Source organism: Microvirga sp. GN3 (genome assembly GCF_055792825.1).
In genome coordinates, this window is sequence record NZ_JBVVAK010000005.1 from 50,694 (window position 1) to 75,360 (window position 24,667).

Consider the following 24,667-nt stretch of genomic DNA (forward strand, 5'->3'; position numbering starts at 1 on the left):
CCCGCCACGGGTCGAGCGGGAATGCCGATCGACCCGATGGCGTCGTACCCCCCTCCCTGGCCCTCCCCCACAAGGGGGGAGGGGATGAGGCCGCGCATGCTCATGTGACGTCTCGCCAACGGTCTCAGGCCAAGTGGATGCGTCGTGAGATGACGCCGGCCGAGCGCAAGCTCTGGCATGCTCTCAAGGCTCATCGCTTCCAGGGACTGCATATGCGGCGTCAGGTTCCCATAGGACCCTACGTGGCAGATTTCATCTGCCACTCGGCAAAGCTCGTGATCGAGGTCGATGGCTCCCAACATGGTTTCGACCGGCATGTTGAGCAGGATCGAGCAAGAGATTCCTGGTTCGAAGCGCAGGGCTATCAGGTCCTTCGCTTTTGGAACCACGATGTCATGACGGCGCTCGACAGCGTTCTCGATACAATTTTCGCAAATATTCCATCCAACCTGCCCATTGCAGGAGATACACCATGAAATTCACCCTCTCCTGGCTGAAGGATCATATCGAGACCTCGGCCTCCCTCGACGAGATCGTCGAGACGCTCACCCGCATCGGTCTTGAGGTCGAAGGGGTCGAGGACAAGGCGAAGACGCTGGCGCCCTACAAGGTCGCCTATGTGATCTCGGCCGAGCAGCACCCCAATGCCGATCGCCTGCGCGTATGCATGGTCGATACGGGCGAAGGCGCTCCGATCCAGGTGGTCTGCGGCGCCCCGAATGCTCGCACCGGCATGAAGAGCGTGTTTGCGCCGCCCGGCACCTACATCCCGGGCAAGAACATCACGCTCGGCGTCGGGACCATCCGCGGCGTCGAGAGCGCGGGCATGCTGTGCTCTGCGGCGGAACTCGAGATCTCCGACGATCACGACGGGATCATCGACCTTCCGGCCGACGCGCCAGTGGGCGTTCCTTACGCGACTTATGAGGGCCTCGACGATCCGGTGATCGAGATCAACCTGACGCCGAACCGTCCCGACTGCACCTCAATCCACGGCATCGCCCGCGATCTCGCAGCCGTCGGCCTCGGTACGCTCAAGGGCGATGCCGTACCGGCTGTTGCGGCCAAGGGCGCATGCCCGGTCTCGGTGACGATCGAGGACGAGAAGCTCTGTCCGGCTTTTGCGCTTCGCCTCGTGCGCGGCGTGAAGAATGGTCCGTCGCCGGATTGGATGCAGCGCCGCCTGCTCTCCATCGGTCTTCGCCCGATCAATGCGCTCGTCGACATCACCAACTACATGACCTTCGATCGCGGCCGCCCGCTGCACGTCTTCGACGCGAAGAAGGTGAACGGCAACCTCACAGTCCGCCGCGCGAAGGAGGGCGAGGAAGTGCTGGCGCTCGACACCCGCACCTACAAGCTCGATCCGAGCATTGTGGTGATCGCCGACGAGAGCGGCGTCGAGTCCATCGGCGGCATCATGGGTGGCGAGCATTCGGGTTGCGACGAGAATACGACCGACGTGCTGATCGAATCGGCGCTGTGGGATCCGCACAACATCGCGCAGACCGGCCGCAAGCTCGGGATCATCACCGACGCGCGCTATCGCTTCGAACGCGGCGTCGATCCGGCCTACACCGTGCCGGGTCTCGACCTTGCTACCAAGCTGGTCATCGACCTGTGCGGCGGCGAGGCGAGCGAAGCCACGATGGCCGGAACGGTGCCTGAGGCAACGCGCGTGATCGAGTTCCCGTGGAGCGAGGTTCCGCGCCTGTCGGGTCTCGACGTGCAGCCTTCGGAATCGGAATCCATCCTCAAGAAGCTCGGCTTCGGCATCCAGATCCAGGGCTCGGGCGAGCGCGTCAGCGTCACGGCGCCGTCCTGGCGTCCGGACATCGAGGGCAAGGCCGATCTCGTCGAGGAGGTCATCCGCATCGCCGGCGTCGACCGCATCCTGCCCAAGCCTCTGCCGCGCCTCGAGGACACGGTCGCCAAGCCGATCCTGACCCTGATCCAGAAGCGCACGCGCCTCGCTCGCCGCTCGCTCGCCGTGCGCGGGCTGGTGGAGGCCGTCACCTGGTCCTTCATCGCCAAGAGCGAGGCCGAGCTGTTCGGCGGTGGTGATGCGCGCCTGGCGCTTGCCAACCCGATTGCTGCCGAGCTCTCCGACATGCGTCCGAGCCTGCTGCCGGGCCTGCTCAAGGCCGCGCAGCGCAATGCGGACCGTGGCTTCGGCGATGTGGCCCTCTTCGAGGTCGGCCAGACCTTTGCCTCTGACGAGCCGGAAGGCCAGTCGATCAAGGCCGCTGCGGTCCGTCGCGGAACGGCGCGTGCGGAAGGTGTTGGCCGTCACTGGGACGGCGGCGCTGAGAGCGTCGATGCTTTCGACGCCAAGGCGGATGTGCTGGCGCTTCTCGCGGCGCTTGGCATCCCCTCGGGCAGTCTCCAGATCGTCGCGGGCGGTCCGTCCTGGTTCCATCCCGGCCGCTCGGGCACGCTGCAATTCGGCCCGAAGAACGTGGTCGGCGCCTTCGGCGAGGTTCATCCGAAGGTGCTCAAGGCCCTCGACCTGAAGGGGCCGCTGGTGGCCTTCGAGCTCAATCTCGATGCGCTTGTGCCGCCCAAGGCGAAGCCGACCAAGATGAAGCCGAAGCTCAACCTGCCCGACTTCCAGCCGCTCACCCGCGACTTCGCCTTCGTGGTCGGCCGCAACGTGGCGGCCGGCGACATCGTGAAGGCGGCGCAAGGAGCGGAGCGCCAGCTGATCGTCGGCGTCGACGTGTTCGACATCTACGCGGGCACCGGCATCGATCCGGACAAGAAGTCCGTCGCCATTGCCGTGACCCTGCAGCCGACCGAGAAGACGCTCACCGACGCGGAGATCGAGGCCGTCTCGGCCAAGATCGTCGGAGAGGTGTCGAAGAAGACCGGCGCGGTGTTGCGCGGGTAACCACAAGCGTCATCCCGGACGCGGCACAGCCGCGATCCGGGATCGTAAGACGAGTAAGGCGTAAAAACTCCTCCGTCATGCCCGGGCTTGACCCGGCCATCCACGTCTTAGGAACCGTCGTGTTTCAAAGGCGTGGATACCCGGCACAAGGCCGGGCATGACGATGAGGAAAGCCCATCCAGCTTGTGCTTTGAATTGATTCAGACTGACTGGGATGCCGTTGCTTTGACCCCACTCAGCGGATTCGCCTCATCCCATCCATAGCGCACCGTGTCGAAGCGCATCCCCCGCGCATCGACCATCAGCAGGCGCCCGACAAGGCTCTCTTCGAAGCCCACGATCTCCCGGATCACCTCCATGGCCATCAGGCTGCCCATGACGCCGGCGAGCGCACCGAGCACGCCGGCTGCGGCGCAGGTCGGAATCGCGCCGGGTGGGGGCGAGGAGGGGAAGAGGCAGCGATAGGTGGGGTTGGGCTTGCCATCCGGGCCGGTCTCGTGAGCCCTAATCGTGGTGAGCGAGGCGTCGAACTGGCCGAGAGCCGCCGTCACCAGGGGCTTCTTCTCGAAAAAGCAGGCATCGGAGACCGCATAGCGGGTCTCGAAATTGTCTGAGCCGTCGGCGACGATGTCGTAGCAGCGGACCAGATCACGCGCGTTCGCGGCCGTCAGCCGGGTCGGGTGAGGCTCGACCGTCACATGGGGATTGAGACGGCCAACCGCCTCCGCCGCGCTCTCGACTTTTGGACGACCGAGATCCGGAACCCCATGGATCACCTGCCGCTGCAGGTTGGAGAGGCTTACCGCGTCGTCATCCACAATTCCGATGGTGCCGATGCCTGCCGCAGCGAGATACTGGATCAGGGGGGCGCCCAAGCCGCCAGCCCCGATCACGAGGACGCGAGCGGCTTTCAGCTTCAATTGTCCAGGCCCGCCCACGTCCCGCAGAACGAGGTGGCGGGCATAGCGTTCGACTTCATTGGTGCTCAGAGACATCCTCTGACCTTACGGGAATGGCTCCTGCTATCAACCATTCGGTGAAGGAAATAACATGCCGCCTTGACAGGGGCCTTGGCGTCATGACCCTTGCCGTGCCATCGTCATGGGGCAACCGGCATCAAGCCGGCGTCTAACAGGGAACAAAGCCGATGACAGTCACAAAGTTTGGCCTCGCACTCGCGGGCCTCGCCTTCTCCGCCTCCGCTGCCCTTGCGCAGCAGCCGGCCTTCAAGCCCGCCGTCGTTTACGATCTCGGCGGCAAGTTCGACAAATCCTTCAACGAGGGCGTCCACATGGGCGCCGAGAAGTTCAAGAAGGACACGGGCACCGACTACCGCGATTTCGAGCCGCAGAACGACGCCCAGCGCGAGCAGGCTCTGCGCCGCTTCGCCCGCGACGGCTTCTCGCCGATCGTGGCCGTGGGCTTCTCGCAGGAGACCGCGCTGAAGAAGGTCGCCGAGGAATTCCCGAAGACCCAGTTCGCGATCATCGACGCCGTCGTCGAGAAGCCGAACGTGCAGTCCGTCGTGTTCAAGGAGCATGAGGGCTCGTTCCTGGTCGGCCTCCTGGCGGCCCAGGCCTCCAAGACGGGCAAGGTCGGCTTCGTGGGCGGCATGGACATCCCGCTTATCCGCAAGTTCGCCTGCGGCTACGTCCAGGGCGTGAAATACGCCAAGAAGGACGGTGAGGTGTTCCAGAACATGACCGGCACCACGGGGGCTGCCTGGAACGATCCGGTGAAGGGCGGCGAGCTCGCCAAGAGCCAGATCGATCGCGGCGCGGACGTGATCTACCATGCGGCCGGCGGCACCGGCGTGGGCGTGATGCGCGCTGCGGCTGATGCGGGCAAGCTCGGCATCGGCGTCGACTCGAACCAGAACGGCATGCATCCCGGCAAGATCCTGACCTCCATGGTCAAGCGCGTGGACGTGGCCACCTACAACGCCTTCGACCAGGCCAAGAAGAACGCCTTCAAGGCCGGTGTCTCGGTGCTCGGTCTGGCCCAAGACGGCGTGGCCTGGGCGCTCGACGACAACAACAAGTCGCTGATCACCGCCGACATGAAGGCTGCCGCCGACAAGGCTGCCGCCGACATCAAGTCCGGCGCCATCAAGGTGCACGACTACATGTCGGATTCGAAGTGCCCGATGTAAGATGAGACAGGGTTCGGCCGCAGATCCGTAAAGGTCTGCGGCCGAATCTTTTTCGACCGAGTTTTGTTTTTCCGATAGAATCCGGCTCTCGTTTTATCGCCGGCAGACCATTCGAGGCCGATGTCCCCAGCCATTGAACTCATTGCCATCAACAAGAGCTTCGGCGCCGTTCACGCCAACAAGGACGTGAATCTGCGTGTCGAGCGCGGCACGATCCACGGCATCGTCGGCGAGAACGGCGCGGGCAAGTCGACCCTGATGTCGATCTTGTACGGTTTCTACGAGGCGGATTCCGGCGCGATCCACGTCAACGGCAAGACGATTTCGATCCGTTCCCCGAACGACGCCATTCATGCCGGTATCGGCATGGTGCACCAGCATTTCATGCTGGTGGAGCCCTTGAGCGTGGTCGACAACGTGATGCTCGGCGCCGAAGGTGGCGCCATGCTGCGCGCGGGCGAGGCCAAGGCGCGCGCCGAGCTTGCGCGGCTCGCCAAGGATTATGGCCTCGAGATTGACGTAGACGCGACTGTCGGCGACCTTTCGGTCGGCCTGCAGCAGCGCGTCGAGATCCTGAAGGCCCTCTATCGCGGCGCGGATATCCTCATCCTCGACGAGCCCACCGCCGTGCTCACGCCTGCGGAGGCCGATGCGTTGTTCGAGCTGCTCCGCTCGCTCAAGGAGCAGGGCAAGACCGTTATCCTCATCACCCACAAGCTGCGCGAGATCATGGCGATCACGGATCGCGTCTCGGTCATGCGCCGCGGCGAAATGGTGGCGACCGTCGAGACCGCCGATACCTCGCCGCCCGAACTGGCGGAGCTGATGGTGGGACGGCGCGTGCTGCTGCGCGTCGAGAAGGCGGAGAAGACGCCCGGCGCGCCGCTGCTCGAGATCGACAACCTATCCGTCGTCGATATCCGAGGCGTGCTGCGTGTCGCCAACGCCTCCTTCAAGGTTCATGCGGGCGAGATCGTCGGCATCGCGGGCGTCGCCGGCAACGGTCAGAGCGAATTGCTGGAAGCCATCGCCGGCATGCGCCAGCCAGTGCTTGGCTCGCTCCGTCTCGAGGGGCGCGACATCCCTTGGTCGGAGCACAACCCGCACCGGATGCGCCAGCTCGGCCTGCTCCATGTACCGGAAGACCGGCTGCGCATGGGCCTCGTTTCCGCCTTTCCGGCCTTCGAGAGCGCCATCCTCGGCTTCAGCGACGAGCCCCATCTCGGCCGTGGGCCGATCCTGGATCATGACCGCCTGATCGCGGATCTGGCGAAGAAGATGGAGCAATACGACGTGCGCCCACCCGCGCCACGGCTGAAATCGTCGAAATTTTCCGGCGGCAATCAGCAGAAGATCGTGCTGGCGCGCGAGATTGAGCGCAACCCGAAGGTGCTGCTCGTCGGCCAGCCGACCCGCGGCGTCGATATCGGCGCCATCGAGTTCATTCACCGCCGCCTGATCGCCCTGCGCGATGCGGGCGTTGCCATATTGCTCGTCTCGGTGGAGCTCGACGAGATCATGAACCTGTCCGACCGCATCCTCACCATGTGCGGCGGCAGGATCACCGGCGAGCGCAAGGCCTCCGAGACGAACGAACAGGAGCTCGGCCTGCTCATGGCTGGCGTGACGGATGAGGCCGCCTGATGCAACCGCGTTTGACCCTTGTCACGCTGGGCGTTGCAGATCTCGCAAAGTCCCGCGCGTTCTATGAAGCCTGGGGCTGGAAGGCCTCTTCCTTCAGTCAGCCCAGCGTCGCCTTCTTCCAGGCGAACGGTCTGGCGCTCGGTCTGTTCGGCCGCGCCGATCTCGCCAAGGATGCCGGCGTCGAGGACAAGCCCACCGGCTTTGCCGCCATCACGCTCGCCTACAATGCCCGCTCCAAGCAGGAGGCCGACGAGGTCTATGCCCTTGCGGTGAAAGCGGGCGCACGTCCCGTCAAGCCGCTGCAGGATGTGTTCTGGGGCGGCTATTCGGGCTATTTCGCCGATCCCGACGGGCATCTCTGGGAAGTCGCCTGGAACCCGTCCTTTCCTCTTGATGAGCAGGGCCACATGTTCCTGCCGGATTCGAAGACGTGAGTGCTCCTCTCGACCTGCCCAAATGGGCCGACACGATTCTCGTGCCCGCCATCTCCGTGGTGGCGGCTTTTCTCGTCGCCGGCCTCGTTGTGCTCGGCATCGGCGAGAATCCGCTCTCTGCAACGCGCTACCTGCTGCAGGGCAGCCTCGGCACAGGGGAGGGGCTCGGCTTCACCCTGTTCTACATGACCGACTTCATCTTCGTCGGTCTGGCGGTCGCGGTCGCCTATCATGCCGGGCTGTTCAATATCGGCGGCGAAGGCCAGGCGACGCTTGCGGGTCTCGGCATCGCGCTCGTTCTCAACAACCTCACCTTCCTGCCGGGTTTCCTGCTCATTCCGCTCGGCATTCTGGGCGCTGCGGCCTTCGGTGCCGCCTGGGCGGCCGTGCCCGGCTATCTCCAGGCGAAGCGCGGCAGTCACATCGTCATCACGACGATCATGTTCAACTGGCTTGCCAGCGTGCTGATCGTCTACCTGCTCGTGAACGTGCTGCGCGAACCGCAGAACATGAACCCGGAAACGCGCGCCTTCCCCGAGCAGTCGCATATTCCCTTCATGCACGATGTCTTCGCGGCCTTCGGCATCGAGATCCCGGCTTCGCAGCTCAACCTCACGCTCGTGCTAGCATTGGCGGCGTCGTACTTCGTCTGGCTTCTCATCTACCGCTCGCGCCTCGGCTATGCGATCCGCGTCGTCGGCTCCAATCCCACGGCCGCAGTCTATGCCGGCATCTCGCCCGCGCGCATCATCATTATCGCGATGGTCATCTCCGGCGCGCTGGCGGGTGGTCTCGCGGTCAACGAACTCATGGGCTATCAGCACCGCCTGTTGCTGGAGTTCACCTCCGGCTACGGCTTCGTCGGCATCGCGGTGGCGCTCATGGGCCGCGCGCATCCGGTCGGCATCATCCTGGCGTCACTCCTGTTCGGCATTCTCTATCAGGGCGGCGCGGAGCTGGCCTTCGAGCAGCCGGCGATCACCCGCGACATGGTGGTGGTGATCGGCGGTATCATCATCCTGTTTGCCGGCGCCCTCGACGGGCTGTTCCGGCGTCTCGTGGCGCATCTGTTCACGCGTCAGAAACTGGCGAGGGCGTGACGCCATGGATCTCAGCTCTCTCGTCACGGTTTTCGACTCGGCCCTGCGGCTCTCGATCCCGCTTCTCGCCGCCTGCCTCGCTGGCCTCTGGTCCGAGCGTTCCGGCGTGGTGGATATCGGCCTCGAGGGCAAGATGCTGGTGGCGGCCTTTGCGGCAGCTGCCGCGGCCTATGCCTTCGGATCCGCCTGGATCGGTCTTGTCGCCGGCATCTGTGCATCGGTGGTCTTCGCGCTCATCCACGGCTTTGCGTCCATCAGCCAGCGCGGCAACCAGATCGTGTCAGGCGTCGCCATCAACATGCTGGCGGCGGGGCTGACCGCCATCGTCGGCAATGCCTGGTACAGCCAGGGCGGACGCACGCCGCCACTGGAAGGAGCGCAGCGTTTTGGCGATGCGATCTTCGGTCATTCGGCGCTGGTCTACATCGTTCTTCTGGCCGTGCCGCTCACTTGGTTCGTGATGGGACGGACCCGCTTCGGCCTTCGCCTGCGCGCGGTCGGCGAGAACCCGGCTGCCGTCGACACGGCTGGCATTTCGGTGACGGGCCTTCGCTACACCGCCGTCATCATCGGCGGCGTTCTGTGCGGCATCGGCGGGACCTATCTTTCCGTCGGGCAATCGGCGGGCTTTCTCCCCAACATGACGGCCGGCAAGGGCTTCATCGCGCTCGCCGCGCTGATCTTCGCCAAGTGGCGTGCCTGGCCGGCGCTTGGCGCGTGCTTCCTCTTCGGTCTGCTCGATGCCATTGCCATCCGCCTGCAGGGCATCTCGCTGCCGGGAATCGGCGAGGTGCCGGTACAGGCCATCCAGGCACTGCCCTATCTCATGACCGTGATCCTGCTCGCCGGCGTCATCGGCACGGCGATCCCGCCCCGGGCGGCCGGCGTACCCTATGTGAAGGAGCGCTGAGCATGCCATCGCTCGATACCCTGTTCGAGGCGGCCAAGGCGATCCAGGCCAAGGCCTATGCGCCTTATTCGCGCTTCAAGGTCGGCGCGGCCATCGCAACGCCCGGCGGCAAGATCTTTGCCGGCTGCAATGTGGAGAATGCGGCCTATCCGGTCGGCTCCTGCGCGGAAGCCGGCGCCATCGCGGCCATGATCGCCGCCGGCGAAAGCCGCATTGCCGAGATTGTCGTGATGGGCGAGGGCGAGCACCTCGTCACGCCTTGCGGTGGCTGCCGCCAGCGCATCCGCGAGTTCGCTGCGCCCGATACGCCGATCCACATCGCGGGTCCCGAAGGGATCCGGAAACGCTTTACGCTCGACGAGCTTTTGCCCTTCTCCTTCGGGCCGGACAATTTGACGGATCGCTAGAACAGGTCCGAAACCGATTGTGACAATGAAAGGAAGGCCTGCGATTCAGGCCTGAAACGATGACGATGCATAAGATGATTCAGGAAGCGGCCGAATTCGTGCGCGCCCGCGGCTTCGACGGACGTTTCGATGCAGCCTTCGTGCTCGGCACGGGGCTCGGAACCTTGGTCGACGAGGTCGACGATGCGGTGAGCCTGCCCTATGCCGACATCCCGAACTTCCCGAAGAGCGGCGTCTCCGGTCACGCAGGCAAGCTCGTCGCCGGCACGTTAGAGAGCAAGCGCGTGCTGCTGTTCCAGGGCCGTGCGCATTATTACGAGACGGGCGATGCTGGCGCGATGCGCCTGCCCATCGCCTTCGTGAAGGAACTCGGCGTTCCGGTGCTGGTCGCCACCAATGCTGCCGGTTCGGTGCGAGCCAACATTCGTCCCGGCAGCCTCGTTGCGATCAACGATCACCTCAATCTCTCGGGCGGCAATCCGCTGCTGCGCGATCACACCGAAGGCCGCTTCGTCTCGCTCACCGGTGCCTATGATCCGGACCTCCGCCAGGTTCTGCAGCGTGCCGCGAAGAAGAGCGGCATTGAAGTACCGGAAGGCGTCTATGCCTGGCTGTCCGGCCCGAGCTTCGAGACACCGGCTGAAATCAAGATGGTGCAGATTCTCGGCGGCGATCTCGTCGGCATGTCCACAGTGCCGGAGGTGATCCTTGCCCGCTATTATGGCCTCAAGGTTGCCGCCATCTCCGTCGTCACGAACCTCGCTGCCGGGATCGAGGGCGCTTCGCCCTCGCATCAGGAAACCAAGGATACGGCGGCCGAAGCCTCAGAGAAGTTCAAGCGTCTCATCCGGTCCTTCGTTGCGGAGCTGTCCCATGTCTGATGCGCAAATAGCGATGCGCGCCCTGCGCAGTCTCGATCTCACCGACCTCACCGATACCTGCAACGATCAGGCCATCGATGCCCTGTGCAGGAAGGCGCTCGATCCGCGAGGGCCTGTGGCGGCCGTGTGCGTGTGGCCGCAATTCGTGAAGCGCTCGCAGGAGAATCTCAAGGGTTCCTCCGTGCGCATCGCGACGGTGGTGAACTTCCCCGCCGGCGGCGAGGATGTGAGCCGCGTCACGGACGATACGCAGGAAGCGCTCTCCGACGGCGCCAACGAGATCGATTTGGTGTTGCCCTACGGAGCCCTACGCCGGGGTGATCTCGCGGTGGCCACCGAGATGGTGGAGGCGGTGCGCGATCTCGTCGATCAGGGGCGTCTCCTGAAGGTCATCCTGGAGACGGGCGAGCTGAAGGATCCGAAGCTCATCGAGACGGCAAGCCGCATCGCCATCGACGCAGGTGCTGATTTCATCAAGACCTCGACCGGCAAGACACCGGTTTCGGCGACGCCTGAGGCGGCCGAGATCATGCTCAACGCCATCAAGGCGTCGGGTAAGCCCGTCGGCTTGAAACCCTCCGGCGGTATCCGCACCGTTGCGGATGCGAAGATCTATCTCGATCTTGCCGACCGCGTCATGGGCCCGAACTGGGCGACGCCGCGGACATTCCGCATCGGCGCGAGCAGCGTCTATGATACGCTGCTTGCTGCCATCGAAGGACAGGCCAGCACAGCGGCGACTGGAATTTATTGAGATGACGCTTCTTCCGCAGGAAATCATCCGCCACAAGCGCGACGGCGGCAGGCTCGACCCTGAGCATATCGAGCACTTCATCGAAGGCCTCACCGCAGGCCGTGTCACGGAAGGCCAAGCGGCCTCCTTCGCGATGGCGATCTTCTTCCAGGGCCTCTCCGTGCCGGAGCGCGTGGCACTGACACGCGCGATGATGAATTCCGGCACGGTTCTCACCTGGGATCTGCCGGGTCCGGTGCTCGACAAGCACTCGACGGGCGGCGTCGGCGATACGGTCAGTCTCGCGCTCGGACCTGCGGTGGCGGCCTGCGGTGGCTACGTGCCGATGATCTCCGGACGCGGCCTCGGCCACACCGGCGGCACTCTCGACAAGTTCGATTCCATTCCGGGCTATGTCACGCAGCCCGATATTGACACGTTCCGTCGTGTCACGCGCGAAGTCGGCTGCGCCATCATCGGTCAGACGGCCGATCTCGCGCCCGCCGACAAGCGCCTCTACGCCATCCGCGACGTGACGGCGACAGTCGAATCCATCGATCTCATCACCGCCTCGATTCTGTCGAAGAAGCTGGCCGCGGGCCTTCAGGGACTCGTGATGGATGTGAAGTTCGGCTCCGGCGCCTTCATGGACAATGCCGAGGATGCGCGAAAGCTCGCCGAGAGCCTCGTCCTCGTCGCCAATGGCGCGGGGCTTCCGACCAGCGCGCTTCTCACCGACATGAACGAGTCGCTGGCGTCCGCCGCCGGCAACGCGGTCGAGATGGCATATGCTGTCGACTATCTTACAGGCCGTCGCCGCGAGAAGCGTTTCCACGAGGTGACGGTAGAACTCTCCGCCGAGATGCTCCTGCTTGGCAAGCTTGCCGCGACCATCGAGGAGGCGCGCAAAAAAGTCGAGGAGGCGATCTCCTCCGGCAAGGCAGCCGAGGTTTTTCAGCGCATGGTGGTGGCCTTAGGAGGTCCGAGCGATTTCCTGGAAAAGCATAAGAGCCATCTGCAAGCTGCGCCGGTCGTTCGTGACATCCACGCCGAGCATTCCGGCATCGTGCAGAAAGTTGCGGCGCGCAACATTGGCGTTGCAGTTGTCGCGCTCGGCGGAGGTCGCACGCGGCCGCAGGATCCCATCGATCACGCGGTGGGTCTCACCGCACTCGCGGCCATCGGCGAGACGGTCGATGCACAGCGTCCGCTCGCCATCGTGCATGCGCGCACCGAGGAGGCTGCGGAAGCGGCAGCACGTGCCGTGCGCGCCGCCTATGTCATCGGTGAGGCCAACGTCGTTTCGGGCCCGAGCATTCTTGAGCGGATCGGAGCAAAGGCATGAGCCTTCTCGTCGCCGTCACTTGGGAAACGCAGCCCTGGGTCGAGCGCTTCAAGCGCCATTTGCCCGATCGTGACATCGTCGTGCTGGGCGAGGATTTCGACAGGGCCGCCATTCGCTATGTGGCGACCTGGGGGCCAAAGCCGGGAAGCCTCTCCGATCTGCCGAAACTGGAGGCGATCTTCTCACTCGGCGCCGGCGTCGACCACCTGATGAGCTATCCCGATCTGCCGGATGTGCCCATCGTGCGCGTCACGCAGGACGATCTCACCCATCGCATGAGCGAATACATGGTGCTGCACTGCCTCATGTATCTGCGCGAGCAGCGCCGTTTCGATGAGGATCAGAAGGCCAAGCGCTGGAAGCCCGACCGCGCACCGCCGATTGCGAACGAGGTGCGCGTCGGCATCATGGGCTTCGGCGTGCTGGGGCAGGATGCAGCGCGCAAGCTGAAGGTCATGGGCTTCGATGTGGCGGGCTGGAGTCGCACGTCGAAAACGGTCGAGGGCTTCCAGGTCTATGCGGGCAAGGAGGGCCTGACGCCGTTCCTCAATCGCACCGATATCCTCATCGCTCTCATGCCGTTGACGCCGGACACGAAAGGGATACTGAACCGTTCCCTGTTCGAGAAGCTTGCCCGCGACGGCAGGCTCGGCGGACCGATCCTGATCAATGCGGGCCGCGGCAAGCTGCAGGTGCAAGCTGATATCCTCTCATGCCTCGATGACGGCACTTTGATGGCCGCGACCCTCGATGTCTTCGAGACGGAGCCTCTGCCTGAGAATTCACCGCTCTGGACGCATCCGCGCGTGACGATCACACCGCACAACTCGGCAACGAGCGAACCGGAAGCGACGGCGCGCTACATCGCGCAGCAGATCCGCCGTCATGAGGCGGGCGAGGTGTTCGAGAACGTGGTGGACCGGGCGCGGGGTTATTGAGGCGTCCTGCTCTGTGTCTCGGTCATTCCGGACGCAGCGGAGCGAAGATCCGGAATCGTTGAACAAGTGAAGCGGGACCAGCCCTCTCCCTCCTTGTGGGGGAGAGTTGGAGAGGGGGGCTGGTGCATCGTTCCGAGAGGTTAGCGCTCACACCCCCTCCCTGACCCTCCCCCACAAGGAGGGAGGGGAACAGCGCCACATCCGTCCTACGATCCCGGGTTCTGCTGCGCAGCCCCGGGATGACGATATTCTTCAGCCCAGCCGCTTGACCGAACTGATCGGCCCGTAGCTCGTCCGGCGGATGCGCTCTTCGGCGACCGCGAGCGGCTCGATCATCACCGTCATGCTGTGGCCGGTGGCGTGGATGAAGTTCGTCGCATCCATCATCAGGCCGACATGACCCTTCCAGAACACGAGATCGCCGCGCTTGAGGCCGCTCAAATCCGACGTCACCTCGACAGATGTGCCGAGCTCGCGCTCCTGCATGTCGCTGTCGCGCGGCGCCTTGATGCCTGCGGCGGTGAGCACGATCTGCGCCAATCCCGAGCAGTCGATACCGAGGCTCGTCTTGCCGCCCCAGAGATAGGGCGTGTGCAGGAGACGTTCGGCCACGCTCACGTAATCCGCCTCGTATGCATCGAGCCCGGTCAGATGCGCGTTAAAAACCCAGCCGCCGGTGGCCAGGCGCGCGTAATCGCCCTGCGTTTCAGTGACAGCGACTGTGGAATTCAGCGTCAGGTAATCCTGAAAAGGCAGCTTCAGGTTGGGACCCGGATAGATGAAGGTCCGGATCGCGCGGACCTTATGCGTCGGCTCAAGTCCTGGCTCGCTGAGAGCGGCGCTCGGCAGGTAGCCCACATAGCCGTCGTCGTGGAGCTGCACCCAGGCCCAGCCCTCGTGCTCGTCATAGACGGTCACGCTTTCCCCGAAGAGGGCCTGCGTGTCGACCGGCGCCTCGCGGGACGGATGACGGTGCAGGGCTGAGAAGGTGGTGATGACGCGCTTGTCCGTGCCGGTCGTGAAGCGCTCGGCCTCAACCTGTCCGCGCAGGCGCTCATCGGCGAGATCGGCGCGGACGGGCGTGATGCGGCGGTCGAAACTCATCGGGGCAGCTCCTTGGCGCGGGCCATGATCATGTCTCCTAGCCGTTCGACGGCCAAAGCGCCAGCGACCGTGCGCTGGATGATGACGTTGCGCCGATCCGCCTCGTCCCGCTTTCGGGAAACCAAGTGGAGCTTGCCCAGGGTGTCGAGGGCACGGGTGATGACGGGCTTGGTAACGTCGAGCTTCTTCGCAAGCCCGCGCACCGTATGGGGCGGCGTCTCCAGGTAGATCGTCAGCAGGATGGAAATCTGCCGGGAGGAGAGGTCGCCGCCCTGGTGCACGAGGCCGAGATGCACATCGTGCCAAAGCTTGAGCGACTGAAATGCACGCAACTCGACAGGCATGATCACACCGTTCGTTCCGGATCCGGATCTTTCTGACCCTGAACGAACGGTGCAAGCGATGCTTGGCGTTATGCTTAAAGTCCGTAGCGCTCCTTGATGAGGGCATACATCAGGCGGGCGGCCTGGACCTCGCCGCCCTCGGGCCGTGCCGGCTTGGTCGAGCTGTTCCAGGCATAGATATCGAAATGGACATAGGCCTTTGCCGCCGCCACGAAACGGCGCAGGAACAGAGCGGCGGTGATCGAGCCACCCATCGGTCCGCCGGTGTTGTTCATGTCGGCGAACTTGGAATCGAGCTGGCTCTGATAGGGCGTCCAGAACGGCATGCGCCAGACGGGGTCGTTCACTGCCGTGCCGAGGCGGGCGATGTCGGCGGCGAGCGCGTCGTCATCGGTGTAGAAAGGCGGCAGCTCTGGCCCAAGCGCCACGCGGGCAGCACCCGTGAGGGTCGCGAAATCGACGAGGAGGTCGGGGCCTTCCTCGTCGGCGAGCGCCAGGGCATCGGCCAGGATGAGCCGGCCTTCCGCATCCGTGTTGCCGATCTCGACGGAGATACCCTTGCGGCTCGACAGAATGTCACCGGGACGGAAGGCGTTGCTGGAAATCGAATTCTCGACAGCCGGAATGAGCACGCGCAGGCGCACGGGGAGCTTCGCGTCCATGATCATGGAGGCGAGCGCAAGAGTTGCGGCCGCGCCGCCCATGTCCTTGCGCATCAAAAGCATGGAGGAGGCAGGCTTGATATCGAGACCGCCGGTGTCGAAGGCGACGCCCTTGCCGACCAGCGTGATGCGCGGCGCATCCGCCTTGCCCCAGGTGAAGTCGATGAGGCGCGGCGGCGTGATGGAGGCGCGGCCGACCGCATGGATCATGGGAAAGTTCTGCTTCAGCAGATCGTCGCCGACGATGCTGGTGAAGGACGCGCCATGCTTCTCTGCGAGCTGACGCGCGGCCGCTTCAATGCCGTCGGGCCCGAGATCGCTGGTCGGCGTGTTGACGAGATCGCGGCTTGTGACGACTGCATTCGCAATGTGCGAGACTTCCTCGGCATCGACACCCTTCGGAGTCACGAGGCGAACCGATTTCTCGCTGCGCTTGCGATAGCGGTCGAAGCTATAGGCGCCGAGAAGCCAGGCAAGGGTGGCGAGCGTCGGGTTCGGTGCCTCGGTCTCGAAGCGATAGACTCCATCGGGCAGCAGGGTGGGCAGCTTGCCGACGAGGAACGGATCGTTGTGCTTGGCGTCCGCGCCGTTGAGCCCGAAGACGACGCCTGTGAGGTCGCCTTCCGTATCTGGTAGCAGGCAATGGCTCCCGGCCTTGCCCTCGAACCCTTGCGCCTTTGCAAAGCCCTGCGCCGTCTGCGGCAGCCGTCCGGCGATCTCCGGCCAAGTCTGCTCGTTCACGAGCCAGATCGGCTTAGACGTGTCGTTCGCGGAGGTGAGAAGGGCATGTGGCATGGGATTTGACCTGGACCTTTGAGGACGATGGTTTGAGGCGAGGTTTTAAGGGCTGATGCAGCCCGTGTCATCCCGGACGGCAAAGCCGATCCGGGAGCGTTGGACGAGTCTAGCGCGGGGGTCCCTTCCTCCTTGTGGGAGAGGGCTTGTGGCGGCTCATCCTGAAAGCGATCCCGGATCTTCGCTGCGCTTCCTCCGGGGTGACTGCTGTGATTCACCCCAATGCGTGCTGGCGCACGATCCGTGCGAGGCCGGCGATCAGGGCCTGCTGCGTATCCTTCGTCTCGGCCTTGATACCATGGCGCTTGAGCGCGTGAGCGTAGAGCTCCGCACGCTCCGGTGCGGCCAGGATGGTCACGACAGAAGGGCGGCCGAACTGCGCCAGTGCTCCATTGATCTCGTCGCCCGTGAGCAGGCCCGAGAGGTATGGTGCCAGCAGGTTGCTGTTCATCCGTCCCGAGACCACGGAGGCGCGGGCGCTGAACAGGAGATGCAGCAGGCCGACCCTGTGCTCGCCGCTGTTGCGCTCGGCTGCATCGAGGCCGAGGTCGAAGCCCTTCGGGTCTTCCGGCTCGGTGGCCGGGCGACCGATCATGGAATGCTCACGCAGGAGCGCGTACATCTCGCCGGTCATGTAGGTGGCGAAGCGCTCGATGCGTCCGTTCTTCATTTCGATCCATTTCGGATGCGTGCCGGCGGAACAGATCAATCCGTTCTCGACGCCGGCACCGAGCGCCAGCGTTTCCTCACCACGCATCACATCGGCGGCACCGGGAGCTGGCTCGCAGAACAGGCCGGGAATGATGTAGCCCTTGCGGCCGTTCTCCAGATCCACCGGCACGAGCGCCTTCGCGATCTCGGCAGGGCCTGCGGGACAGGTGGCATAGGGCGCCTCGACCCAGCCCTCGCGGCTTCCCACCATGCCGACGAGCAGCACCGGAGCATCCGGCTCGGCCTTCAGCCAGTGCCCGCATTGGCGCAGGAAAACGTCGCGATGCTGGCCCTTCTGCAGAGCCGAGACGCCCTCATTCGACGAGACCTGATCGAGAATGGTTTCGTTCTCGATCAGATAACCGCGAAAGCGGGTCGTTCCCCAATCGGCGACGATAAAGCGCAAGGCGGATGATCCGTTGTTAGGGCTGCAGAATGCTAACAGCTCGATGTGCTAGCGCGTTCCGTACATCCGGTCGCCGGCGTCGCCTAGGCCCGGCACGATATAGCCGTGGTCGTTGAGGCGCTCGTCGATGGAGGCGGTCCAGATATGCACGTCCGGATGCGCGCCACGCAGCTTCTCGATGCCCTCGGGCGCCGCGAGCAGGCAGACGAAGCGCAGATCCTTGGCGCCGCGCTCCTTCAGCCGGTCGATGGCCGCCACCGCCGAGTTGGCGGTCGCCAGCATCGGGTCGAGCACCAGCACCATGCGGTCGGCGAGGTCGGACGGGGCCTTGAAGTAATATTCGACGGCCTGGAGCGATTCAGGGTCGCGGTAGAGGCCGATATGGGCAACGCGCGCGGCGGGAACCAGCGTGAGCATGCCGTCGAGGAAGCCGACGCCGGCACGCAGGATCGGGGCGAACACGAGCTTCTTGCCGGCGATCTGCGCGCCTTCCATGGTGGTGAGCGGCGTCTCGATCTGGATGCGCTCGATGGGCAGGTCGCGGGTGACCTCGTAGCAGAGCAGCATGCCGATCTCGTTGAGGAGCTGGCGGAAGCCCTTTGTCGAGCGTTCCTTGTCCCGCATCAGGGTCAGCTTGTGCTGAACCAGCGGGTGATCGACCACGGTGACGCCCTGCATGTTTTTTCCCTCTTTGATCGTCTTATGCTGATTCATCTAAAACACAGTCCCGTCACTGATCACGCTGAGAGGAGGCGAGCCGTCGCCGCGTTTCTCCTTCGCGAGCCTCCGCCCCGTCGCCCAGGTACCGCCTTCCAGTACCTTGGCCAGAGGAAAGTCCTCCGTGGCAAATCCTAGCTTCGCGCGGATGGGTTCGGCAATGCGGTCGAGAAGGGCGACCGTCAAGGCCCGCCATTCCACCACAAGCTGAGAATCCACCTCATGGGGGCGGGCAGCGTCCGCCGGATCCTTCAGGACGATCACGTCCGTGTCGAGAAAAAGGCCGCCGTTGCGGTATTCGGGTAGCCCGGTGAGGCCATCGATATCGATGACGGTGAAGCCCGCCCATTCGAGCGGCTCGATCAGCGAATAGGAGAGCCACTGTGACAGCTTGTGGAAGGGAATGAGACCCTTCGTGATGTCCGGCGCCTCCACGAGCGGATGGCGCCACGTATCGCCGAGATCGACGCCGCCGAGCGTGATGCGGCCGGGCCAGATCGGGCCGAGATGGGTCAGCAGCGCCTCCAGGATCGAGGTTGCCTTGATCTGATCATCCTCGGCCGTCGCGGCGATGACATCGAAGAGCCCACCTGGCCTCGGATCGTCGACCTGCCCGAAAATATCCGGGTTCGTCGCGACGACACGGCCGAGGCGGTTCAGCAGAGCGGCGCGGCCCTCAAGCCCGACGAGCGGATTGTCGACCGAGACCTGGAAGCCCTCGGCAAGATCTTCCGCTGTGAGGGGCAACAGCACATCGGCATCGACACGGAAGGGATCCTCCGGCTTGCTGGAGAAGGCACCGCTCACGAACATGTCGAAGCTGGCGACCGCAAGGCCTTCCGAGCGGATATAGGTCTCGCCCGTTCGGCCCTCCTCATAGCGCCACTGCGCGCCCGCGCCGGCATCGAGCAGGACGGACGCGATGGCGAGATCGAAGGCGGAGCGGGCCATGTCGGCGGCGGTTTCCCAGGGCGCGCCATGCATCACCGCATCCCAGCGATCATGGCCAACGGCGGAGAAATGGCGCCAGCGGGCATGGAAGGGAATGTCGAGGGACGGATAAGCCTCGCGGATCGTCTTCACGACCTCGTCGGCACAGGGCTCGAGGCGGCCGAGATCGACCGAAAAATGCGTGAGGCGGCCATCAAGCCCAGCCTGCAGAAGCTGGTGTGACCGCTCGCGCACGGCAGCTGCGGACAGGAGGCTTCGGGCGGCTTTCGTCTCAGGAGACAGGTCAGGCTGGTCGGTCACGCAGGGCTCCGGTGCTCTCGTGACGAGAGCGATAGCATAGTCTCGGCCGAGCGCAGCATCGGGCGCTCAGCCGTTTGAGGAGAAGGTTAAGAGCGCCTCAGAACCGCTCCAGGTCGCGGCCCTTCACTTGGTTCAGCTCAGCCGCGTCCGGTGCGCCATCGGGCGTGTAATAGCCGGCGGCCTTCTTGGCCTCCAGCTCCACCTGCGCGTCCGGCGGCACCAGCTCGGCCGGAATCGGCACGCGCTCGACCACCTCGATGCCGGAGCCGGTAATGGCGTCGTATTTCATGTTCGACATGGACATGAGCCGGTCGATGCGGCGAATGCCGAGCCAGTGCAGCACGTCGGGCATGAGCTGCTGGAAGCGCGCGTCCTGCACGCCCGCCACGCATTCGGTGCGCTCGAAATAGGTCGCTGCGGAATCGCCGCCCTCCTGCCGCTTGCGCGCGTTGTAGACGAGGAACTTGGTGACCTCGCCCAGTGCGCGGCCTTCCTTGCGGTTATAGGCGATCACGCCGACGCCGCCGGTTTGCGCTTCCCGGACGCATTCCTCGATGCCGTGGACGAGATAGGGCCGACAGGTGCAGATGTCGGAGCCGAACACGTCGGAGCCGTTGCATTCGTCGTGCACGCGGCAGGCGATGCGGGTCTTGGGATCGCTCAGCCGCGATATATCGCCGACCACATAGACCGTGATGTTGCCGATGGGCGGCAGGAACACGCTCATATCAGGGCGCGTGACGAGTTCCGGGAACATGCCGCCGGTCTGCTCGAACAGGGTGCGGCGCAATTCGCCCTCGGAGCAGCCGAAGCGCTGCGCGATGCCGGGCAGATACCAGACCGGATCGACGGCGACCTTCGTCACCGAGATGTCGCCGGTCTCGTGCAGGAAGCCGCCATCGGCGTGCAAGCGCTTCGCACCCATGGCCGTGAGGATCTCCGGCATGTTGAGGCGGGCCTTGGTCACCGCGATCGAGGGGCGGATGTCGAGGCCGCTTGCGATCTCGTCCTTATAGACATCGCCGACCATATGGCCCCAGGGATCGAGAGAGACGATCTTGCCCGGTTTGAACCATTGCGGATGCGGGCCGATTTCGGCGGTCGGGTGCGTGTTGTGAAGATCGGGTCGCGCCAGCGGGTTGAGCGCCCGGGCCGAGATGGCGAGCGCCCGATAGAGGGAATAGGAGCCGCCATGGGCGCCGATCACGTTGCGGTCGGCCGGATTGGTCACCGTGCCGATGATCGGGCCGCGTATTTGGGGATCTTGAGCCCCCCATTTGATCGGATGCTTGATGGTGCCTGCGTTCGGCTCTGGGTGGGAGGTGAGCCGGATATGGGTCGAGCGGTTAGACGAGCTCATGAACAATCTTCCACGCAAAAACGGGAAGACTCCCCCACTGATCGTCGGAGAGCCTCCATACGATCTTTGGAAGACTGATCCAAAGTTGCGGTGCCGTCAATGGCCCAGAATGCCACAAAAAGCTGCAGCCAAAATGTGATCGAATCTTCTATTAAGATGCTGAATTTATTTGCAGAATTTTGCTTGAGTCGCTCTGATCTTCTGGATCGATTCCCGATTTTCTGGCACTTTCGAGGGCTTGCCGGGCTCAAGGATTGGCTCACAGGCCCTCAGCATCTTCTCCACATCAGTGAAGTATTCGAGAGACGCTTTCAGGAATGTACATTGGGTTTGATTGTTTTTGTTGCCGTTATAAGTGGCAAGCGTTGTCTGGAAGACTTCGTTCTTTGCGCTAGCTGACTTTTGTGCGTCCATGCACCGCTTCTCAGCTAATAGATCAGCCCGCGATTTCGAATTGCATGTATTATTCGGTGAATCGAGCATTTTCAGGCCTGCGACAACATCGGCCTTCAACTTTCCGGCCAGTTCCGGTTCGTAGACTTGGCACATATCCGTCGTTTTCTCAGCCTGGGCTAAATGCTTTCTGGATTTGCTGAGAAACTCACATCTCGAAATTTCTGTCTTCTCTTGCTGATAGACAGCATGAGCCTTTCGACCTTCCTGCTCGAAACGCTTGGTCAGTTCGATGGCTTTGAGACATTCCTGTTGCGTTGCCGCCTGGGGGTGGGATGTCGCAAAGAGGCTCGCAATCGCGCAAGCCAAAACCAAAACAGCGTTTTTCATTCAGGGCTCAATCCGGCAGCCAAGATCTCCCGTTAGTGTAACCTGCAGTTTTCAAGTGATGCAATATCGTAGTGCCGATATTGGCAAAGGTTTCACGCCGCCCAATAGTGTCCTGCGTCACACCCCGCCCGAAGTTCAGGATCGGCATATGCTCGCGGGTGCGGCAGCTTGGCCGGGAGGGGCGATGCCGGATGGAGTGCTAGCGCAGATCCGGCATCGTGACGTTAAAGCCAGCGCCGGACGCGTGAGCGGTAGCCTCGGTAGACATCGCCGAACTTGCGCTCGAGATACGCTTCCTCGCGAGCCACGACGCCGTAGCGGATGACAAGCGCGAAGGGCACCAGCATCACCAGCAACCAGAGATTGTTGAAAGCGATGGCCAGGCCGATCAGACCCAGGACCATGCCGAGATAGATGGGGTTGCGCGTGAAGCGGTACGGCCCTGTCTCGACGATGGCGGTGGTCGGCAGGTTCGTGGGGACGTTCGAGCCGGCCCTGGTCATTGTAACAATAGCCCAGGCGAACAGCGCCAGCGCGAGGACGAACACCAGTGCGCCGAGCCAGCCATGAGGCAGGTCAGCTGGCAGGAACGGTAGGGGCATGAGCCAGTCGAGTGCAAACCCGGCAAGGACGGAGAGCCCCAATGCCAGTGGCGGTCGAACAATGACGTGAGCGGTATCTGCTGTGTCAGCCATAGCGGGAGGTGAACCCGAGGTCCAAGCCTATGTCACTTGCACATTACCACCAAACCGCTTGGAAAGCGTGACACTCCGCTCTATCGCAGTTCGTAGTGAAAGGAGTGTCTTCGCGGATCCTAAAGCCACGAGGTTCCCTTGCCGCTGCGGGACACGCCCAGATGCGCCAGCACGCTCGCGCCGATATCCGCAAAGCTTTCCCGCCGCCCGATGGTGCTCTGCCTAATGCCCGGCCCGAAGCTCAGGATCGGCACATGCTCGCGGGTGTGGTCGGAGCCCTGCCAGGACGGGTCGTTGCCGTGGTCGGCGGTGATGATGACAAGGTCGCCGTTCTTGAGCGCAGCCTCGATCTCCGGGATGCGCCGGTCGAATGCCTCGAGCGCGGCGGCGTAGCCGGGGATGTCGCGGCGGTGGCCGAACTCGCTGTCGAAATCGACCAGATTGGCGAAGACGAAGCCGCCGTCGGGCAGATCCTTCAGTGCCTCGATGGCGGCGGACAGGCAGGCATCGTTGCCGTTAGGCTTGATCTCCCGGCCCGTCGAGCGATGGGCGAAGATGTCGCCGATCTTGCCGACAGTCACGACGGAACGACCCGCATTCATGAGCGTGTCCAGGATGGTATCGGCCGGCGGCGGCGTGGCGAAATCCTTGCGGTTGCCGGTTCTCTTGAAGCCCGCCTCGGGCGAGCCGACGAAGGGGCGGGCAATGACGCGGCCGATCTTGTATGCATCGCAGAGCTCACGGCCGATCTGGCAGAGATCGTAAAGCCGTTGCAGCCCAAAGGTTTCCTCATGGGCTGCGATCTGCAGCACGCTGTCGACGGAGGTGTAGACGATGGGCTTGCCCGTGCGCATGTGCTCCGCGCCGAGCTCGTCGATGATGGCGGTTCCGGAAGCATGCTTGTTGCCCAAAATACCGGGTAAGTTGCCGCGCTCGATGAGGGCCGCCGTCAGGGCTTCCGGGAAGGTCGGGACCGTATTGGGGAAATAGCCCCAGTCGAAGGTGACGGGAACGCCCGCGATCTCCCAATGGCCCGAGGGCGTGTCCTTGCCCTTGGAGGTCTCGACGCCATAGCCCCCGGCGCCTTTCAGCGGTCCCTGCGGCGCCAGGTTCGGCGGCATGCGTCCCGTCGAGGCCTCAACGGCAAGGCCGAGCCCGAGCGCCGCCATATGCGGCAGGTGAAGCGGTCCTTGGCGCAAACCGGCGTGGTCTCCCCGACCCGCGGCGCAGGCCTCCGCGATATGCCCGACCGTATCGGCGCCGGCATCGCCATAGGCCGTCGCATCCTCCGCTCCGCCGATACCGACGGAATCGAGCACGATGAGTAGAGCGCGAGGCATCACTTCCGATCCTTCAAAACACGAGAATCACGACTGATACGGCATTACGGCAAAAGATGCGATGGCGCCTAATGGTGAGGGTGCCCGCCAGAATTGTGGCCCTCATGGGCATGATCATGATGATCGAGCGGGCATTCCGCGCCGTGTTCGTGGGAATCCGGCCGGTGAATCTCGATCTGCAGGGTCGAATGCCCGATACGGAAATGGTCCTTCAGTTCCTGCTGGGCCTGTGCCAGAAAACGGTCGCCCGGATGCCCGTCCGGCATGACGAGATGGGCGGTCAGTGCCGCCTCGGTCGTGCTTACCGCCCAGACATGGAGGTGATGGACGCGGGCGACACCCGGCATCACCTCGAGCGCCTTCCTGACCTCTGACATGGCAATGCCGCTCGGCACACCCTGCAAGGAGAGCGCCAGCGATTGCCGCAGCAGGCCCCAAGTGCCCCAGACGATGACGGCGGCGATGATCAGGCTCAGCACCGGGTCGATCCAGTTGGCGCCGGTCCAGAGAATGGCAAGACCGCCGAGAACCACGCCGAGGGATACGGCGGCATCCGCCACCATGTGCAGGAACGCGCCGCGAATGTTGAGATCGTGCTGGCCGCTCATGAAAAGAAAAGCGGTAAAGCCGTTCACGATGATTCCGATGCCCGCCACGATCATCATGGCGCCTGCGGCAACGGGCGGAGGTTCGATCAGCCGCCCGACGGATTCCCACACGATGCCGCCGACCGCGACCAGCAACAGAAGCGCGTTGAAGAGCGCAGCCAGAATGGAACTGGAGCGCAGGCCATAGGTGAAGCGCTCCGTTGGCCTGCGCCGTGCGAGCAGTGCAGCGCCCCAGGCGATGGCAAGGCCGAGCACATCGCTCAGGTTATGCCCGGCATCGGAGAGCAGGGCCATGGAATCGGCCCAGAAACCATAACCCGCCTCGATGGCCACGAAGGCCAGATTGAGCGTGATGCCGATGGCAAAAGCGCGCCCGTGGCCGGCCTGCGGAGCATGGGAATGTCCGTGATCGTGATGGCCGGTCGAGTGATGATGCGGATGCATGATCGCAGCGTTC

Annotated in this window: 24 protein-coding genes; 12 read left to right on the forward strand and 12 right to left on the reverse strand. The window is 63.8% G+C overall.

The genetic code is table 11. The annotated features are described in order from the left end of the window. Window positions 1-476 (forward strand): endonuclease domain-containing protein (locus tag ACS5Q1_RS04360; RefSeq protein ID WP_473097042.1); only part of this gene is annotated, 476 nt, incomplete at its 5' end. Beyond that, complete coding sequence (gene pheT / locus ACS5Q1_RS04365) at window positions 473-2,890, forward strand: phenylalanine--tRNA ligase subunit beta (protein WP_473097043.1); 2,418 nt, start codon at window positions 473-475, stop codon at window positions 2,888-2,890. The genes ACS5Q1_RS04360 and pheT, both read left to right, overlap by 4 nt. Before the next feature lie 200 nt (window positions 2,891-3,090). On the opposite strand, the gene ACS5Q1_RS04370 is transcribed toward pheT, so the two are convergent. Then, window positions 3,091-3,885 (reverse strand): HesA/MoeB/ThiF family protein, encoded by a 795-nt coding sequence (locus tag ACS5Q1_RS04370; protein WP_473097044.1) that lies wholly within the window; start codon window positions 3,883-3,885, stop codon window positions 3,091-3,093. A gap of 152 nt (window positions 3,886-4,037) precedes the next feature. Between ACS5Q1_RS04370 and ACS5Q1_RS04375 the strand changes: the two genes are divergently transcribed. The 10 genes from ACS5Q1_RS04375 to ACS5Q1_RS04420 all read left to right on the forward strand — a co-directional run bounded on the left by ACS5Q1_RS04375 (window position 4,038) and on the right by ACS5Q1_RS04420 (window position 13,434). Beyond that, complete coding sequence (locus ACS5Q1_RS04375) at window positions 4,038-5,042, forward strand: BMP family lipoprotein (RefSeq protein ID WP_203442742.1); 1,005 nt, start codon at window positions 4,038-4,040, stop codon at window positions 5,040-5,042. Between the two features lie 120 nt (window positions 5,043-5,162). Continuing rightward, window positions 5,163-6,686, forward strand: a complete 1,524-nt coding sequence (locus tag ACS5Q1_RS04380; protein ID WP_203442743.1) for an ABC transporter ATP-binding protein — start codon at window positions 5,163-5,165, stop codon at window positions 6,684-6,686. Beyond that, on the forward strand, window positions 6,686-7,120 hold the full coding sequence (locus tag ACS5Q1_RS04385) for a VOC family protein (protein WP_473097045.1): 435 nt from the start codon (window positions 6,686-6,688) through the stop codon (window positions 7,118-7,120). The genes ACS5Q1_RS04380 and ACS5Q1_RS04385 overlap by 1 nt, the downstream gene beginning before the upstream one ends. Next, window positions 7,117-8,220 (forward strand): ABC transporter permease, encoded by a 1,104-nt coding sequence (locus ACS5Q1_RS04390; protein WP_473097046.1) that lies wholly within the window; start codon window positions 7,117-7,119, stop codon window positions 8,218-8,220. The genes ACS5Q1_RS04385 and ACS5Q1_RS04390 overlap by 4 nt, the downstream gene beginning before the upstream one ends. Window positions 8,221-8,224: 4 nt before the next feature. Beyond that, window positions 8,225-9,130, forward strand: a complete 906-nt coding sequence (locus tag ACS5Q1_RS04395; RefSeq protein WP_473097047.1) for an ABC transporter permease — start codon at window positions 8,225-8,227, stop codon at window positions 9,128-9,130. Window positions 9,131-9,132: 2 nt separating this feature from the next. After that, complete coding sequence (gene cdd, locus ACS5Q1_RS04400; protein ID WP_473097048.1) at window positions 9,133-9,537, forward strand: cytidine deaminase; 405 nt, start codon at window positions 9,133-9,135, stop codon at window positions 9,535-9,537. A 59-nt stretch (window positions 9,538-9,596) separates the two neighbouring features. Then, entirely contained in the window at window positions 9,597-10,418 is an 822-nt protein-coding gene (locus ACS5Q1_RS04405) for a purine-nucleoside phosphorylase (protein WP_473097049.1), read from the forward strand. Then, window positions 10,411-11,172, forward strand: coding sequence for a deoxyribose-phosphate aldolase (gene deoC, locus ACS5Q1_RS04410; RefSeq protein WP_473097050.1), 762 nt, complete (start codon window positions 10,411-10,413; stop codon window positions 11,170-11,172). The genes ACS5Q1_RS04405 and deoC overlap by 8 nt, the downstream gene beginning before the upstream one ends. 1 nt (window position 11,173) lies before the next feature. Next, window positions 11,174-12,496 (forward strand): thymidine phosphorylase, encoded by a 1,323-nt coding sequence (deoA, locus tag ACS5Q1_RS04415; protein ID WP_473097051.1) that lies wholly within the window; start codon window positions 11,174-11,176, stop codon window positions 12,494-12,496. After that, the gene (locus ACS5Q1_RS04420) at window positions 12,493-13,434 is read left to right on the forward strand and encodes a 2-hydroxyacid dehydrogenase (protein WP_473097052.1); all 942 of its coding nucleotides are present in this window, start codon (window positions 12,493-12,495) and stop codon (window positions 13,432-13,434) included. Before deoA ends, ACS5Q1_RS04420 begins: the two co-directional genes overlap by 4 nt. Window positions 13,435-13,686: 252 nt before the next feature. Here the strand turns inward: ACS5Q1_RS04420 and ACS5Q1_RS04425 are convergent, their stop codons facing one another. From ACS5Q1_RS04425 to ACS5Q1_RS04475, 11 genes are all read right to left on the reverse strand, one after another. Further along, window positions 13,687-14,538, reverse strand: coding sequence for a C40 family peptidase (locus tag ACS5Q1_RS04425; protein ID WP_473097053.1), 852 nt, complete (start codon window positions 14,536-14,538; stop codon window positions 13,687-13,689). Further along, window positions 14,535-14,882, reverse strand: coding sequence for a MarR family transcriptional regulator (locus tag ACS5Q1_RS04430; RefSeq protein ID WP_473097121.1), 348 nt, complete (start codon window positions 14,880-14,882; stop codon window positions 14,535-14,537). The genes ACS5Q1_RS04425 and ACS5Q1_RS04430 overlap by 4 nt, the downstream gene beginning before the upstream one ends. A gap of 74 nt (window positions 14,883-14,956) precedes the next feature. Next, complete coding sequence (locus tag ACS5Q1_RS04435) at window positions 14,957-16,339, reverse strand: leucyl aminopeptidase family protein (protein ID WP_473097054.1); 1,383 nt, start codon at window positions 16,337-16,339, stop codon at window positions 14,957-14,959. A 214-nt stretch (window positions 16,340-16,553) separates the two neighbouring features. Continuing rightward, on the reverse strand, window positions 16,554-17,456 hold the full coding sequence (locus ACS5Q1_RS04440; RefSeq protein WP_473097055.1) for a 2-dehydro-3-deoxygalactonokinase: 903 nt from the start codon (window positions 17,454-17,456) through the stop codon (window positions 16,554-16,556). Window positions 17,457-17,504: 48 nt separating this feature from the next. Then, window positions 17,505-18,134 carry a uracil phosphoribosyltransferase gene (upp, locus tag ACS5Q1_RS04445; RefSeq protein WP_203444079.1) on the reverse strand — a complete coding sequence of 210 codons (630 nt, stop codon included), beginning with the start codon at window positions 18,132-18,134 and terminating at the stop codon, window positions 17,505-17,507. A gap of 36 nt (window positions 18,135-18,170) precedes the next feature. Beyond that, a complete protein-coding gene (locus ACS5Q1_RS04450; protein WP_473097056.1) occupies window positions 18,171-19,424 on the reverse strand; it encodes a URC4/urg3 family protein in 1,254 nt (417 codons plus the stop codon). A gap of 97 nt (window positions 19,425-19,521) precedes the next feature. Next, entirely contained in the window at window positions 19,522-20,784 is a 1,263-nt protein-coding gene (locus ACS5Q1_RS04455) for a GTP cyclohydrolase II (RefSeq protein WP_473097057.1), read from the reverse strand. A gap of 165 nt (window positions 20,785-20,949) precedes the next feature. Continuing rightward, entirely contained in the window at window positions 20,950-21,567 is a 618-nt protein-coding gene (locus ACS5Q1_RS04460; RefSeq protein ID WP_473097058.1) for a hypothetical protein, read from the reverse strand. 224 nt (window positions 21,568-21,791) lie between these two features. Then, complete coding sequence (locus ACS5Q1_RS04465; RefSeq protein WP_473097059.1) at window positions 21,792-22,262, reverse strand: methyltransferase family protein; 471 nt, start codon at window positions 22,260-22,262, stop codon at window positions 21,792-21,794. 119 nt (window positions 22,263-22,381) lie between these two features. Beyond that, on the reverse strand, window positions 22,382-23,602 hold the full coding sequence (locus ACS5Q1_RS04470) for a phosphopentomutase (RefSeq protein WP_473097060.1): 1,221 nt from the start codon (window positions 23,600-23,602) through the stop codon (window positions 22,382-22,384). 68 nt (window positions 23,603-23,670) lie between these two features. Then, window positions 23,671-24,654, reverse strand: a complete 984-nt coding sequence (locus ACS5Q1_RS04475) for a cation diffusion facilitator family transporter (protein WP_473097122.1) — start codon at window positions 24,652-24,654, stop codon at window positions 23,671-23,673. Window positions 24,655-24,667: the final 13 nt, after the last annotated feature.